This window comes from Pseudoduganella sp. (genome assembly GCF_041914865.1).
In the GTDB taxonomy this organism is placed as follows: Bacteria; Pseudomonadota; Gammaproteobacteria; order Burkholderiales; family Burkholderiaceae_D; genus Rugamonas.
The window spans coordinates 1-14,664 of record NZ_JAYSCO010000093.1; the positions used below are offsets into that span (position 1 = coordinate 1).

12 protein-coding genes are annotated in these 14,664 nt (G+C 65.1%); 1 reads left to right on the forward strand and 11 read right to left on the reverse strand.

Going from position 1 to position 14,664, the window contains the following annotated elements; genetic code table 11:
• The 9 genes from ahpF to ACE3TQ_RS25845 form a co-directional block, all read right to left on the reverse strand.
• On the reverse strand, positions 1–1,074 hold a 1,074-nt coding region (gene ahpF, locus ACE3TQ_RS25805; protein WP_374586440.1), incomplete at its 3' end, for an alkyl hydroperoxide reductase subunit F.
• Positions 1,075–1,180: 106 nt separating this feature from the next.
• Positions 1,181–1,744, reverse strand: coding sequence for an alkyl hydroperoxide reductase subunit C (ahpC, locus tag ACE3TQ_RS25810; protein WP_161024000.1), 564 nt, complete (start codon positions 1,742–1,744; stop codon positions 1,181–1,183).
• Between the two features lie 200 nt (positions 1,745–1,944).
• Positions 1,945–2,490 carry a hypothetical protein gene (locus tag ACE3TQ_RS25815; RefSeq protein WP_374586443.1) on the reverse strand — a complete coding sequence of 182 codons (546 nt, stop codon included), beginning with the start codon at positions 2,488–2,490 and terminating at the stop codon, positions 1,945–1,947.
• 89 nt (positions 2,491–2,579) lie between these two features.
• Positions 2,580–2,945, reverse strand: a complete 366-nt coding sequence (locus ACE3TQ_RS25820) for a putative zinc-binding protein (RefSeq protein WP_374586444.1) — start codon at positions 2,943–2,945, stop codon at positions 2,580–2,582.
• Positions 2,938–3,402, reverse strand: coding sequence for an SCP2 domain-containing protein (locus ACE3TQ_RS25825; protein WP_374586446.1), 465 nt, complete (start codon positions 3,400–3,402; stop codon positions 2,938–2,940). Before ACE3TQ_RS25825 ends, ACE3TQ_RS25820 begins: the two co-directional genes overlap by 8 nt.
• Complete coding sequence (locus tag ACE3TQ_RS25830) at positions 3,399–4,304, reverse strand: U32 family peptidase (protein ID WP_374586448.1); 906 nt, start codon at positions 4,302–4,304, stop codon at positions 3,399–3,401. Before ACE3TQ_RS25830 ends, ACE3TQ_RS25825 begins: the two co-directional genes overlap by 4 nt.
• A 2-nt stretch (positions 4,305–4,306) precedes the next feature.
• A complete protein-coding gene (locus ACE3TQ_RS25835; RefSeq protein WP_374586450.1) occupies positions 4,307–5,305 on the reverse strand; it encodes a peptidase U32 family protein in 999 nt (332 codons plus the stop codon).
• Positions 5,302–6,936 (reverse strand): indolepyruvate/phenylpyruvate decarboxylase, encoded by a 1,635-nt coding sequence (ipdC, locus tag ACE3TQ_RS25840; protein ID WP_374586452.1) that lies wholly within the window; start codon positions 6,934–6,936, stop codon positions 5,302–5,304. Before ipdC ends, ACE3TQ_RS25835 begins: the two co-directional genes overlap by 4 nt.
• Before the next feature lie 121 nt (positions 6,937–7,057).
• A complete protein-coding gene (locus tag ACE3TQ_RS25845; RefSeq protein ID WP_374586454.1) occupies positions 7,058–8,629 on the reverse strand; it encodes an oleate hydratase in 1,572 nt (523 codons plus the stop codon).
• Positions 8,630–8,796: 167 nt separating this feature from the next.
• Between ACE3TQ_RS25845 and ACE3TQ_RS25850 the strand changes: the two genes are divergently transcribed.
• Entirely contained in the window at positions 8,797–10,077 is a 1,281-nt protein-coding gene (locus tag ACE3TQ_RS25850) for an RNA-guided endonuclease InsQ/TnpB family protein (RefSeq protein ID WP_374582236.1), read from the forward strand.
• A 170-nt stretch (positions 10,078–10,247) separates the two neighbouring features.
• Here ACE3TQ_RS25850 and ACE3TQ_RS25855 read toward each other — a convergent pair whose 3' ends face one another.
• Together ACE3TQ_RS25855 and ACE3TQ_RS25860 are read right to left on the reverse strand one after the other, a co-directional pair.
• Positions 10,248–13,016, reverse strand: coding sequence for an EAL domain-containing protein (locus tag ACE3TQ_RS25855; RefSeq protein WP_374586456.1), 2,769 nt, complete (start codon positions 13,014–13,016; stop codon positions 10,248–10,250).
• 96 nt (positions 13,017–13,112) lie between these two features.
• Positions 13,113–14,510 carry an Ig-like domain-containing protein gene (locus ACE3TQ_RS25860; RefSeq protein WP_374586458.1) on the reverse strand — a complete coding sequence of 466 codons (1,398 nt, stop codon included), beginning with the start codon at positions 14,508–14,510 and terminating at the stop codon, positions 13,113–13,115.
• Positions 14,511–14,664: the final 154 nt, after the last annotated feature.

Consider the following 14,664-nt stretch of genomic DNA (forward strand, 5'->3'; position numbering starts at 1 on the left):
GATCACCGCCACGCGCTTGCCCTTGAACAGCGGGCCGTCGCAGTGCGGGCAGTACGCCACGCCGTGGTTGCGGTATTCCTTCTCGCCCGGCACATTGATTTCGCGCCAGCGCGCGCCGGTGGAAATGATCACCGACTTGGCCTTCAGCACCGCACCGCTCTCGGTGTGCACTTCCTTGATCTTGCCCGGCACGATCTTCGACGCGCGCTGGGTGTTCATGATGTCGACGTCGTACTCCTTGACGTGCTGCTCCAGCGCCACCGCGAACTTCTGGCCGTCGGTTTCCTTCACCGAGATGAAGTTCTCGATCGACAGGGTGTCCAGCACCTGGCCGCCGAAACGGTCGGCGATCACGCCGGTGCGGATGCCTTTGCGCGCCGTGTAGATGGCGGCCGCAGCGCCAGCAGGGCCGCCGCCGACGATCAGCACGTCGAACACGTCTTTCTTGCTCAGTTCAGCCGCAGCGCGCGCCGAGGCGCCGGTATCGAGCTTGGCGAGGATTTCCTCGACATTGGTGCGGCCCTGGCCGAAATGCTGGCCGTTCAGGTACATCATCGGCACCGCCATCACCTGGCGCTCTTCGACCTCTTTCGGGAACACGCCGCCGTCCACCGCCACCACCTTGATGCGCGGGTTGATCACGGACATGGCGTTCAGCGCCTGCACCACTTCCGGGCAGTTGTGGCAGCTCAGCGAGATGAAGGTCTCGAAGACGTAGTCGCCATCCAGGTTGCGGATTTGCTCGATGACTTTCTCATCCAGCTTGATCGGGTGGCCGCCCACTTGCAGCAGCGCCAGCACCAGCGAGGTGAATTCATGGCCCATCGGGATGCCAGCGAAGCTGACGCCGATATCGGTGCCTTTGCGGTTGATGTCGAAGGACGGCTTGCGGGCGCGCTCGTCGCTGCCCGGCACCACGGTGATCTTGCCGTGGCCGGCCGACAGGATGTCCTGCAACAGGGCCGACATTTCCTGCGATTTGGCGGAGGCGTCGGTGTGCGCCACGATCTCGATCGGGTGGACAACGCGCTCCAGGTAGGAGGAGAGTTGGGCTTTCAGGTCTGCGTCCAGCATGGCTATTCCTTTCTGATTAGTCGGTTGCGGTAGCTACCGCTTCAACGCCTCAAGGCGGCCCCGTAGGGCCGCCGGTTGCCTTCAGCAGGGCTGAATGCGGACTAGCTTAGATCTTGCCGACCAGGTCCAGCGATGGCTTCAGGGTTGCCGCGCCTTCGGTCCACTTGGCTGGGCACACTTCGCCTGGGTGGGAAGCCACGTACTGGGCAGCCTTCACTTTGCGCAGCAGTTCGGCAGCGTCGCGGCCGATGCCGTTGTCGTGCACTTCCATCACTTTGATGAAGCCTTCCGGATTGATCACGAAGGTGCCGCGCAGTGCCAGGCCTTCTTCTTCGATCATCACTTCGAAGTTGCGGGACAGGGTGCCGGTTGGGTCGCCGATCAGGGCGTACTGCACTTTCTTGATCGCGTCGGAGGTGTCGTGCCATGCCTTGTGGGCGAAGTGGGTGTCGGTCGAGATGCCGTACACGTCCACGCCCAGCTTGGCGAATTCTGCGTGGTGGTCTGCCAGGTCTTCCAGTTCGGTTGGGCACACGAAGGTGAAGTCGGCTGGGTAGAACACGAATACGGACCACTTGCCTTTCAGGGATTCTTCGGTCAGGTCAACGAACTTGCCGTTGTGGTATGCGGTGGCCTTGAATGGTTTTACTTGGGTGTTAATCAGGGACATTGTGGTTTCCTCGTGGGTTTGTGAATCAATGAGACGCCAGTTTAAGGCTTTCCCTCGGATTTGGAAATTTGATTGTTCAAATAGACTCAATAGGTTTTGTCTATCAGAACCGCATGGTGCGACCGCTATTATCCCGCTTTGGCGGGAAATGCGTGGCCGCACCTGCAGTATTGCCGGAAATAGTTATCACATCAGAAATATCATTTGCCGCTGCCGCCGGCGCTGAGTGGGCTGCCGCGCGCGTTGCCGCGGTCCAGCTGCATTTCGCGTGCCATGCGGTCGATCTGCGCCTGCTTGTCCTTCTGGCGCGCATCCTCCAGTTTGACCCACTCGTCAGTCTTGGCCATCCAGGCGCTGTGCTCGGCCATGACCACCTTGGCCACGGATTCGGCTTCGTCGATCACCGCGTTATAGACCTGGGCCATGCGGTTCTTGGCCTGCGCCAGCTGGGCCGGGGTCATGCGCTCGGCCAGGCCGGCGGGCAACGCTTTGCCGACCGGCTGCAGCGATGCCAGGCGCTCGGTGTAGGCGTTATAGCAGGAGCGCCAGGCTTCCATCTCGTCCGACACTTTCTTGATTTCTTTCTTGGTCTGCGACAGCGCTGGAATCGCCGGCTTGCCACAACCAACGTTTTCATACGCGATATCGTCGCCGACGTACTTGGTGGTATAGAACTCGATATCGTCGGCCGCCGCGGCGCTGCCGCCCGCCAGGGCCAACGCCACCAGCATCACCTGTGCTTTCATGCCATCCCTCCTGAAAAATTTATTGTTTTGAAATACTAAACCTGGCGGGAAAATTACGCATCTATTTGATTTTACTGGCAATTTACAAGTTACTCGCGGCCTGCCAGCAGCCGGGTGGCATGGGCGGCCAGGGTGTCGACGTCGGCCGGGTTGAAGTCGCTGTGCATTTTCTTGCGCACGCCGTGCTCGTTGAGCAGAAGGTGGTGGTCGGGCGTGACGCCCTGGCGCGCCAGGCATTCGCGCGCGCAGGCCAGCGGGCAGCCGTCGATGGCGAGGATGGTGCGGCCCGATTGGGCCAGCTTGACCAGCGGGGCGACGCCGCCGCCCACGCCGGCGATGCAGGACATTTCGGCGCTGCCGTTGCGGTCCAGCCGCAGCGCGACGGCATTGGCCAGCTGCGCGGCGCTGCTGCAGCCGGAGCAGGAGTACACCAGCGGCAGCGTCTTGTCAGCCATGGCGCGCGCCGGGCGGCAGCGGGATTCTGGGCAGCAGGCGGCGCCAGTCGAAGGCGCTGGCGTCCAGCCCGTCCAGCGTGTTCTTGAACAGCAGGCCCAGTTCGGTGTCGCCTTCCAGGATCAGGCGGCGGCAGAAGAACAAGGTGTCCGGGTCTTCCTGCCGGCGCGCCATCAGCAGCAGGTCGTGCGCACAGGCGCCGATGGTAAGGTCGGGCGCGCCGTCGTGGCGTGCCATGTCGAAGGCCTTGCCCTGCCAGCTGAAATCGATATCGAGCCCCATGTCGTCCACGCGCAGGCGCAGGCGGCGCGCGAACAGGGCCTGCTTCACGTCTTCCGGCAGTTGCGGCGCCAGCAGGCGGTTCAGGCCCTGCACGAAGAGCCAGGCCGGCGGCTGCGGCGGCAGGCGGCCCAGCAGGCGGCCGATGGCGGGCGGGAGGCGCAGTGCGGCGGCGGTCATACGGCCTCCTCCAGCGCTGCGCTGCGCTCCATGCCTGGCTGGCCGCTCCAGAAGCCATCGCAGCTGCCGCCGGGCGCCAGCGGCTCCAGCACGTGCGCGGCGTGCGCCGGCTGCCATTCGCCGCGCCGCACCTTGTCGAAGGCGGCCAGCACTTCCAGTGTGTCGCGCGCCTGCGGCGAAATGCGCAGCACATTGATGCCCAGGTCGGCCATCTCGGGCAGGGCCAGCACCAGGTTGCAGCAGCGCGCCGACTGGGTCTGGATGCCGTTCAGCACCAGGAAGGCCTGCTGCTCGCGCGTGTCCATGACCAGGCCATCGGGATAATCGATGCAGCTGAACTGGCAATCGTCCTTTGGCAGGTTGCGGTTGCGCGCCGTCATGCAGCGCGCCGAGAAGGCCAGCGGCATGCGGCCCCAGGCGAACACTTCGCTTTCCATGCCGGCCGGCTGGGTATCGAGCAGGGTGGCGATGGCGCGGCGGTCCATCTCCAGCGGCGCCACCCAGCGCCGCGCGCCCTGGCGCGCCAGCACCGCCAGCGTCGGTTCGCTGTAGATGTTCAGGTGCGGGCCGGCGATGAAGCCGGCGCCTTCCAGGTTGCGCACGGCGCCGAAATCGTTGGCTTCCACCAGGAAGTCGCGGCTCTCGCACAGCTTGCGCATGGTGGTGAGTTCGGCGCCCGATTCGATCAGGGCCTGCGTCGACAGCACCACTTCCTTGCCGGCGTCGCGCAGCAACGCGGCGATATCGAGCCAGTCCGGCAGGCGCAGCTCATGGCGGCGCGAGCACACCACTTCGCCCAGGTAGACGATATCGACCGGGCTGTCGGCGACCTGCTGGTAGAACTCGAACATGGTCAGGCGCGGCCAGTAATACAGCACCGGGCCGAGGGCTAGTTTCAACATACTCATTTCCATTTGCGGTGATAGGCGCCAAGGGTGTGCTGCTGGCCTTCTGCCACGCGGTCCAGCGCGGCGCTCCAGCTCGGGTTGATGGTGAAGCGGCGGGTGCCGTCGCCGCAGGCGTCGATCGCCGCGCGCCAGGCTTGCGTCACCTGCGCCACATAGGCCGGGCTGCGCTGGCGGCCTTCGATCTTGATCGCTTTCACGCCCATCTGGGTCAGCTGCGGCAGCAGTTCCATGGTGTTCAGGCTGGCCGGTTCCTCGATGGCGTAATAGGTCTCTCCTTCCACCTCGAAGCGGCCCTTGCACAGGGTTGGGTAGCTGGCGTTTTCGTCCGGCTGGTAGCGGTCGATCAGCACCCCGTTCAGGCGCGACTCCAGGCCCTTCGGCGTTTCCTGCCAGCGCACGGCCTTGGCCGGCGAGCAGACGCCGGCCGTATTGGGCGATTCGCCGGTGGCGTAGGAGGACAGGGCGCAGCGTCCCTCCACCATCACGCACAGGCTGCCGAAGCCGAACACTTCGATCTCGGTCTTCACATGGCGCAGCAGGTGCTCGACCTGCTGCATCGACAGCACGCGCGGCAGCACGGCGCGCGAAATGCCGAACTGCTCGTGATAGAAGTTGATCGCTTCGTAATTGGTGGCCGAGCCTTGCACCGACAGGTGCAGGCGCAGGCCGGGATGGGTGTTGCGCGCGTACTCCATCAGGCCCGGGTCGGCCAGGATGATGGCGTCGATGCCGGCGCCGGCGGCGCGGTCGACCGCGCTGCGCCACAGCTTCCAGTTGGCCGCCTGCGGATACGTGTTCAGCGCCAGCAGCACCTTGCGGCCGCGCTGGTGGGCGTAACGGATGCCTTCCGCAATCGCGGCTTCGTCGAAATTCAGGCCGGCGAAGTTGCGCGCGTTGGTGGCGTCGCGGAAGCCGAGGTAGACGCTGTCGGCGCCGTTATCGACCGCGGCTTTCAGTGCCGGCAGGCTGCCGGCCGGACAAACGAGTTCGATCATGCCTTGCCTCCCTGCAGGCGGCGCACGCCGTTGACGAAGCGCGCCAGCGTGTCGGACTGGCCGCCGCGCGGCAGCATCACCTCCACCAGCTGGAAGCGGCCGCGCCGCTGCATGGCGCTCTCCAGCGCCGCAACCAGCTCGCCGCGCGTGGCGACGCGGTAGCCGTCGCCGCCCAGCGCCGGCGCCATGTCGGCAAAGTGCCAGTCGCTCAGGTCGCAGAAACCGGACTGCGGCTGGAAGGCGCGCAGCATCTCCCAGCTGCAGTTGTTAAACACGATCACGACCGGATCCAGGCCGTAGCGCTGGCAGTTGCCCAGCTCCCAGCCGGTCATCTGGAACGCGCCGTCGCCCACCAGCACCAGCGGGCGTTCGCCGCCGGCCGCCTGCAGGCCGAAGGCGGCCGGCACGCCGTAGCCCATGGTGGCGTAGTAGCCGGGCGCCAGCAGGTCGGTATTTTCGATATCGAGGGCGGTGAACAGGCAGTCGCCGATGTCGGAGGCGATCGGCATGCGGCCGTGCCTGCGCATCAGGTCATTCACGGCGCGCGCCACATCGGTCGGCACCAGGGCCGTCGCGTCGGCCGGCAGGTCGCACGGGTAGACGGTGTGCTCGCCCGGCTGGACGGGGCCGGTGCGCAGCAGCCTGGCCTTGGCCAGCAGGCCGTCCACCAGCGCCTCCAGCGGGATGCCGTGGTAAGTGTGGTAGCCGAGCGTGACGTCGCCATCCAGCGCCAGCATGCACTTGCGCAGGTCGATACGCTCGCGCTGTACGCCGAAATTGGTGTCGGACAGGATCACGCCCAGCATCAGCAGCGCGTCCGAGCGCTCCACCGCATCGGTCACCGCCTCCGCCCCCGCCACGCCGAGATAGGTGCCCAGCAGCGGCGCCTGCGGCTCGCTGGCCAGCAGGCCGCGGCCCATGAAGCAGGTCACCACCGGCACCTGCAGCCGGGCGGCCAGCTGCGCCACCTTGCCCTCCAGGCCGAAGCGGCGGATCTCGATATCCACCATCAGCACCGGACGCTCGGCGCGTTCCAGGCGGCCCAGCACTTCCTCCACGCAGGCCGCCAGCGCATCGGCATCGTGGCCGGGCGCGGGCAATGGCTCCACCGGCGCGCACGGCGCATGCACCATATCGCGCGGCAGCTCAATATAGACCGGACGCGAATGCGTGATCGCGCTGCGCAGCACGCGCGCGATATCGGCAGGGGCGCGCTGCGGATCGTCCAGCACGCACTGGTCGCAGGTGATTTCGCGGAAGATCGCCATCTGCGAATCGAGATGCTTGACCTGGTGGTGCAGCAGGAAGCCGTTGCGGCGCTCGTTGGTGCCCGGCGCGCCCGAGATCACCACCAGCGGCACCTTCTCCGCATAAGCGCCCGCGACGGCGTTGACCATATTCAGTGCCCCCGCACCATAGGTCACCGCCGCCACGCCTATGCGCCCGTGGTAGCGCGCCGCCCCATCGGCTGCAAAGCCAACGCCCGGCTCGTGGCTCAGCGTGTAGAGGGGCAGGACGCCGGATTTCTCGATCTGTTCAAAGAAGGCCAGGACAAAGTCTCCGGGGATGCCAAAGACTTCACGCGCGCCATGCTCATGGAGCGCGCGCAGGAGGGAGTTTGCGAGATTCATAGCGCGCATCATGCGCGGGCAGCGCCGAAAAATCCTTGAGCCAGGTCAAGTTTTGTCCACCCTGGGGTCAGGAACAAAAGTGGACATTTTCGCGGCGCTTGCCCGCGCGGGAAAAACAGTGTTAAGCAGCCTTGACCAGCGCCGCCAGCATCACCTCCAGCGACTTGTCGTGGCGCTTGATCGGCGGTATTTCGCGTTCGATGCCGAGCAGCTGGTAGACCGCCATCTGCGCCGCGCGTACCGAGTATTCGACGGTGAACACGACATCGTCCGGCACTTCGACGAACTGGCTCACCAGCGCCAGGTTGCGCGAGCCGGGCGGCACCGGCAGCGGACGGTCGCTGCGCAGGCGCGGCATGAACATGCTGGTGATGTAGGGCATGCGGCAGGGGATGCAGTTGGCCCGGTCGAAGACCTCCATCTCGAAGTTCAGGTGGCCGGCCAGCTCGCGCAGGATCTCGGCGCCGCTGCATTCGGCCATCGGCTTGGCGACGAAGTTGCCCACGCGGTCCGGATGCAGGGCATAGCCCCAGAACACGCGCACGCCTTCCGGCTGGTTGTCGAAGTGCGGCTGGTGCGCCAGCACCACCGACATCAACCAGTTGGAGTCCTTGAACGTGACCAGGCCGCCGGTGCCGGCGACGTTGCCGGTGAAGGCCTGCATCTGGTCGAAGAACGCCGTGTCATGCAGGGTGACGGTGAACGACTCCCACCACGATTGCGCGATATTGCGGTTGAAGGCGGCCGGGTTGCCCAGTTGCGGGCGGCCTTGCGCCAGGCGCTCCCACAGCTGCCAGCCGCCGCTCTGGTGGCGGTCCAGCCTGGGCGGCGCTGCGTGCATGCTGCCGAAGCTGGAGGCGTCGGTCATGGAACCGTTCTGGAAGAACACCAGGTCGTCCGGCGCCACCGGCAGCCGCTCGCGCACACCGTTGCGGTCGAGCTCGATCGCCTCCACCAGCAGTTCGTCGCCGGCACGTTCAGCCAGCTTGATGTCGCTCACGGTGCAGCAGTTTTCGATGCGCACGCCCTGCTGCAGCAGCCAGGCCTGCAGTGGCTTGACCAGGGAATCGTACTGGTTGAACACCGTGCGCTTGACGCCGGCCAGCGTTTCGATGCGCGAGAACTCCTTCATGAAGCGGTGCAGGTAGCGTTTGAACTCCACCGCGCTATGCCAGGGCTGGAAGGCGAACGTGGTGGCCCACATGTACCAGAACGGGGTGTCGAAGAAGCCGGGCGACAGGTGGTCGGTAATCGGGCTGTTGCCCAGGGCGGCTTCGTCGGCCTCGTGCAGTTTGAGCAGTTCCATGCGGTCGCGCAGGCTGAAGCCCATCGAGCTTACATCCACCTTGTGCCGGTTGCGGTCGACCAGGCGCGCCGGGGAGTGCGATTTGTGCAGCTCGTTGAAGGCCAGCGTTTCGTCCAGCACCGACTGGCCCGGGTGGCGCAGCGACGGGATGGACTGGAACAGGTCCCAGGTGCATTCGTAATTGTCGGTGGTGAGCATGCGGCCGCCGCGCAGCCGGTAGCCGTCCTGCGCATTGCCCGCGCCATCCAGGCTGCCGCCGCTGACGCCGAGCGATTCAAAAATGCGGATCTGGTCGCCGCGCATCTTGCCGTCGCGGATCATAAAGGCGGCGGCAGCCAGGCTGCCGATGCCGGCGCCTACCAGGTAGGCCTGTTTTTCTTTTTCCATGTGATTACTCCTTTGTTAACTCGGGAGTAACTATAGGTTTTTAGGAAGCAAGCCCGCTTTGACCTAATGCGCGGCAAGCCTCGGCCTTCAGGCCGAGGTCAAGAGCGCGGATGCCGCAGGCATCCTTCCGTGCGACTGCGATACGGAATACTGTATAAAATTACAGTATGGAGCGCCTTCAATCATATCGATTTGAGTTGATGCCAAACGGCCGGCAGCGGCGGGCAATGCAAAGCTTTGCCGGCGCATGCCGCTATGTTTTCAACAAGGCGCTGGATATCCAGAAAGCGCGCTACGAGGGTGGTGACAAGAGGCTGGGGTATGCAGCGTTGTGCAAGCTGCTGACTGGTTGGCGGCATGCCAAGGACACACCATGGTTGCGGCAGGCGCCCACCCATCCGCTGCAACAATCACTCAAGAATCTGGAGCAGGCCTACGCCAATTTCTTTGCGGGGCGCGCGGATTTCCCACGCTTTAAAAAGAAAGGGCGCCAGGACAGCTTCCGCTATCCGGACCCACAACAAATCAGGATCGAGCAAGGCAATGACCGCATTTTCTTGCCCAAGCTGGGCTGGCTGCGTTATCGCAATAGTCGGCAAGTACTGGGCGCGGTGCGCAATGTGACGGTCAGCCTGCATGCCGGGCGCTGGTTTATGGCAATTCAGACCGCGCGCGAAGTCGCCCCCGTGGTCGCCAGCGGCGAGGCCGTCGGCGTGGACATGGGCATCGTTCGCTTTGCCACCCTGTCGGATGGCGATTACGAGGAACCGATCAACAGCTTCAAGCGGCATGAGGCCAGGCTGCGTAAGGCGCAGCAGGCATTGAACCGGAAGGTCAAACACAGTCGGAACTGGACGAAGGCTAAGAAGCGCGTGCAGCGCGTTCACGCGCGCATAGGTAATGCGCGCAAAGACTTTTTGCACAAGGTGACGAGGGCGATCTGCAACAACCACGCGATCGTCTATATCGAAGACCTGCGTGTGAAGCAGTTGTCGAAATCGGCTGCCGGCAGCCAGAGCGAGCCTGGGCGCGGCGTGCGCGCCAAATCCGGCCTGAACAAGGCAATCCTCGATCAAGGCTGGTATGAGTTTCGTCGCCAGCTTGCTTACAAACTGGCCTGGAAAGGCGGCTCGCTGGTGGCGGTTCCTGCGCCTCATACGAGCCAGACTTGCCCGGGGTGTGGTCATGTCTCGCCCGATAACCGGCGCACACAAGCCAAATTCGCGTGTGTGGCGTGCGGCTATGAAAATAATGCCGATGTGGTGGGCGCGATCAATGTGTTGCGACGCGGTGAAGCAATGATTCGAAGCGAAGGGCGGGACGACGCCCGGTTAGCCTGTGTAGTGAATGGTGTAGTAATGCCGTCAACAGCAGGAACCCTCCGAAGCGGACTATGCCAGCCCACTGCTGGTAGTGGCGCAGCAGGAATCCCCCTCCTTCCCGCGTAAGCGGCGGCCGGAGGCCGAGGTGGGGGAGGATGTCAACTGGATCAAGAAGCGCAATGTCCGCTTTGTCCACTTTGTCCACTTTGGGGCGGTACGGCGGCCCGGCAGGAACGAAAGTGGACATTTTCCTTAGGAAAATGTCCACTTCTGTTCCTGACCCCAAAGTGGACATTTCAGGCGGCGGTGGCGACGCTGGATTGCTGGCGCAGCAGGGCGTCGAAGTCGGCGGCGGGCAGGGGGCGGGCGAACAGGTAGCCTTGGCCGTAGTCGCAGCCGGCGGCGGCCAGCAGGTCGCGCTGTTCGGTGGTTTCGACGCCTTCGGCAATCACGCTCAGGCCCAGCTTGTGCGCCATGACGATGATCGCGTCCGACAAGGCCATGTCGCTCGAGTCGGGCGCCAGGTTGCGCGTGAAGCTGCGGTCGATCTTCAGGTAGTCGATGTCGAACTTCTTCAGGTACGACAGCGAGGAGTAGCCGGTGCCGAAATCGTCCAGCGCGACCTGGATGCCGGCGTCGCGCAGTTGCAGCAGCTTGTCGGTGACGTTGGCACTGGCGTCCAGCAGCAGGCCTTCGGTGATTTCGACCACGATGCTTTCGCCCGGCACGCCGAGCTGCTGCAGGTAGGCCAGCCATTCGGCGTAGCTGCCGCGCTCGCGCTGGAATTCCAGCGGCGACTGGTTCAGGCTGACCTGGAAGGCGGGATGCACGTCCTGCCGCCAGCGCTTGACCCATTGCGCCGATTCACGGAACACCCATTCGCCGATATCGACAATCAGGCCGCTCGCTTCCGCCAGGGGGATGAACTCCAGCGGGCTGACCATGCCGCGCTGCGGGTGCTCCCAGCGGATCAGGGCTTCGGCCTTGTGCACTTTGCCGCTCGGCAGGTGCACGATGGGCTGGAAGTACAGCTTGAGCTGGTTGCCCTTCAGCGCGCCGCGCAGGTCGTTGGTCAGGCGCATGCGGTTCAGGGCCGCCACCTGCAGCGCCGGCGTGAAGTAGCTGAAGCGGTTGCGGCCGGCGCCCTTGGCGGCGTACATGGCCTGGTCGGCATGCTTCAGCAAGTCTTCCATATTGCCGGCGTCGTCGGGGTAGATGGTGATGCCGATCGAGGCCGAGATGAAGGCTTGCTCCTGCCCCAGCTGGAACGGCATGCGCAGGCTGTCGATGATGTTCTGCGCGATGCCTTCCACCCGGTCCACTTCGGCCAGCTCGGGCAGGATCACGGTGAATTCGTCGCCGCCCAGGCGCGACACGGTGTCGGACTGGCGCACGCAGGCGCCGATGCGGCGCGCCGCTTCCACCAGCAGCACGTCGCCCTGGTGGTGGCCCAGCGTGTCGTTGACCTCCTTGAAGTGGTCCAGGTCGATGAACAGGATGGCGATGCGGGTGCCGTCGCGGCGCGATTTGAGGATGTCGTGCTGCAGGCGGTCGAGGAACATGCGCCGGTTCGGCAGCTGGGTCAGGGTGTCGAAGTTGGCCTGCTGCCAGATCAGGGCCTCGGTTTCCTTTTTCTCGGTGATGTCCTCGATCATGCACAGGTGGTGCGGCTGGCTCTCGGTTTCCACCGCGTTGATCGAAGCTTCCACCCAGACGATACGGCCGTCCGGGCGCACCAGGCGCGTCTCCATCTTGAAGCCGCTGATCTGCTGCGCCGCCAGCTGCGCCATCTTTTCCTGCTCCGGCGCCACGTCGTCCGGGTGGCAGATTTCCAGCCAGCGGCTGGCGCGCATCTCCTGCGCCGAGCGGCCGGCGATTTCGGCGTAGCGCGGATTGACGTCCTTGAACTGGCCGCTGCCGGAGTCGATCAGGGCAATGCCCATCGGCGCCGCTTCGAACATGGTGCGGAAGCGCTGCTCGCCTTTGCGGATGGTTTCTTCGGCGCGCGTGCGCTCGCGCGTCAGCAGCGAGAAGTGGATCACCGCACCCAGCACCAGCAGGCCGGCCGCCACGCCCAGCACGCGGTACAGCCAGGTCAGGTCGCTGCCGGGGTCGGCGTTGTACAGGAAACCGTTCCAGGTGGCGCCTTTGGGCAGCATGCCCAGTTCCGTGTAGACGTCGGCGATGTGCTGCCAGCGGTCCGGGTTCATGTAGCCGATTTCCACCAGCACCGGCTGCACCAGCGGCACCATCTGGCGCGCTTCGTACAGCAGGTGCATGCGGTCGTGCTGGCGCGAGTACTTGTTGAGGATCAGGTCGACGATTTCTTCCTGGTGGCTCATGGCGTACTGCCAGCCGCGCATGCTGGCGGCGCGGAAGGCGCGCACGCGCTCCGGGTGGTTCTTGATTTCCGCTTCGCTGGTGAACAGGTTGTCGCCGTAAAAGTCGATGCCGGCCGCGCGCGGGCTGTAGATATCGTAGGGGAAACCGAGGCGGTCCAGGTAGTCCGGCTCGTTGCTGACGAAGATCGACATGGCATCGACCTTGCCCTTGACCAGGTCGTCCGGGTTGAAGCTGTGCTCGACCCGCACCAGCTGGCTGGTGGCGATGCCTTCCTTGCGCAGGTAGGCCATCACCTCATCGGCCTGGGTCAGTTCGTCGGTCAGGGAGCCGATCATCACGCGCTTGCCGGCGATGCTGCGGATATCGGGCGCGGGGCCGGTCTGGCGCATGGCCAGGGCGTACGGGGAATGCTGGAAGATCACCGCCAGCACCACCACCGGCTTGCCGGACATGCGCGCCAGCAGCAGGCTGCTGCTGCCGACGCCGTATTGGGCGCGGCCATCGAGCACGGCGCGTTCCGGCTCGTTGCCGTCGCTGCCCTCGAGGATCTGCACATCGAGGCCGGCATCGCGGTAGTAGCCCTTTTCCAGCGCGGCGTAGTAGCCGGCGAATTGGAACTGGTGGCTATGTTTCAGCTGTAGCGTGACGCGTTCCTGCGCCTGCGCCAAAGGCGCCTGGAACAGCAGCAGGATTGCGCACAGGCCAGCCAGGAGAAGGGGCACGTTATATCCAGATACAAAGTTGGCAGGGTCTACAGGCCGATTGTATCCGCTTCGGCGCGCCCAGCGCGCCGAGTGTCGCATTCCTGCTGCACAATCCTATGGAAGTGGGAAGGGCGATAGTATGTCGGCGTTGTCGCCCTTGCCCAGCTGGCCTTCCACATTGCGGCCCCAGACCCAGACGCTGCTGTCGGTCTGGATGCCGTAGGCGTGGCGCAGGCCGGCCGCCACTGCGCGCCAGGTCATGCCGGTGCCGACCTGGGTCGGCTCGCTCTTGTCCTGGTTGGAGCCCAGGCCCAGCTGGCCGGCGCCGTTGGCGCCCCAGGCCCACAGGGTGCCGTTGGATTTCACTGCCAGCGAGAAGGCCGAGCCGGCCGCGATATTGGCCCAGTTGGTGTCGGTGCCGACCTGTTTCGGCTCCAGTTCATCGAGCGCGGTGCCGTCGCCCAGCTGGCCGGAGGCGTTGGCGCCCCAGGCGAACAGGGCGCCATCGGCGCGGATCGCCATGGTGTGGGCGCCGCCGGCCACTGCCGCCACCCAAGTGGCGGTGCCGACTTGCGCCGGCGCGGTGGCTTCGGTGGTGGTGCCGTTGCCCAGCTGGCCGCTCTCGTTGGCGCCCCAGGTCCAGATAGTGCCGTCGGTGCGCAGGCCGATGGTGTGGGTGGCGCCGGCCGACACCGATTTCCAGCCGACGGCGGTGCCGACGCGGGTCGGCGCCAGGCGGTCGATCTTGGTGCCGTCGCCCAGCTGGCCGTTGAAGTTGCGGCCCCAGGCCCACAGCTGGCCGGTCTTGTTGACGGCCAGCGAGTGTGCCTTGCCGGCGGCGACCGAGGTCCAGTCCTTGGCGGTGCCGATCTGCACCGGCACGGCGCGATCGACCGTGGTGCCGGTGCCGAGCTGGCCGTTCTGGTTGAAGCCCCAGGCCCACAGCGTGCCGTCGGTGCGGATGGCAACGGTATGGAATTCGCCCACCGCCACCTGCTTCCAGGTCAGCACATTGCCGTTCACGGCCACCAGCTTGTTACGGTCGGTGGTGGTGCCGTCGCCCAGCTGGCCCCAGCCGTTGGAACCGGCCGCCCACAGGCTGCCTTCCTTCTTCAGCAGCACGGCGTGGTTGCCGCCGCCGAAGACTTCGGCCCAGGGCTGGCTGATGGTGATGTTGGTGCTGCCGCTGACCGAGCCGACGGTGGCGGTCACGGTGTCGGTGCCAAGCACATTGGCGGTCACCAGGCCGCTGGAGCCGATGGTGGCGTTCGTGCCCTTGATGGTCCAGCTGATGCCGCTGGTGATGGCGGCGGTTTTGCCGTCCGAATACAGGCCGCTGGCCGCCATCTGCAGGGTGCCGCCGAGCGGGATGGTCTGGTTGGCTGGCGTGACGGTGATCGACTTCAGGGTCGGCGTCGCCGGCGTGCTCGGGCTGGAATCGCCGCCGCCACCGCCGCCGCAGGCGGCGAGCAGGGCCAGTACCGGGACCAGCAACAGGGACTTCATCTTCATATGCTTGTTCCAAAGGGAGTTAGTGCAGGATACGGCTAGTGTAGCCGCTCGCCGCGCCCGGTGTTGGAACGAACAGGAAGGGAATTCGGGTCTAAATGTCCACTTTGGGGGTCATGTCCACTTTGGGGCGGTACGGCGGCCGGCAGGAGCAGAA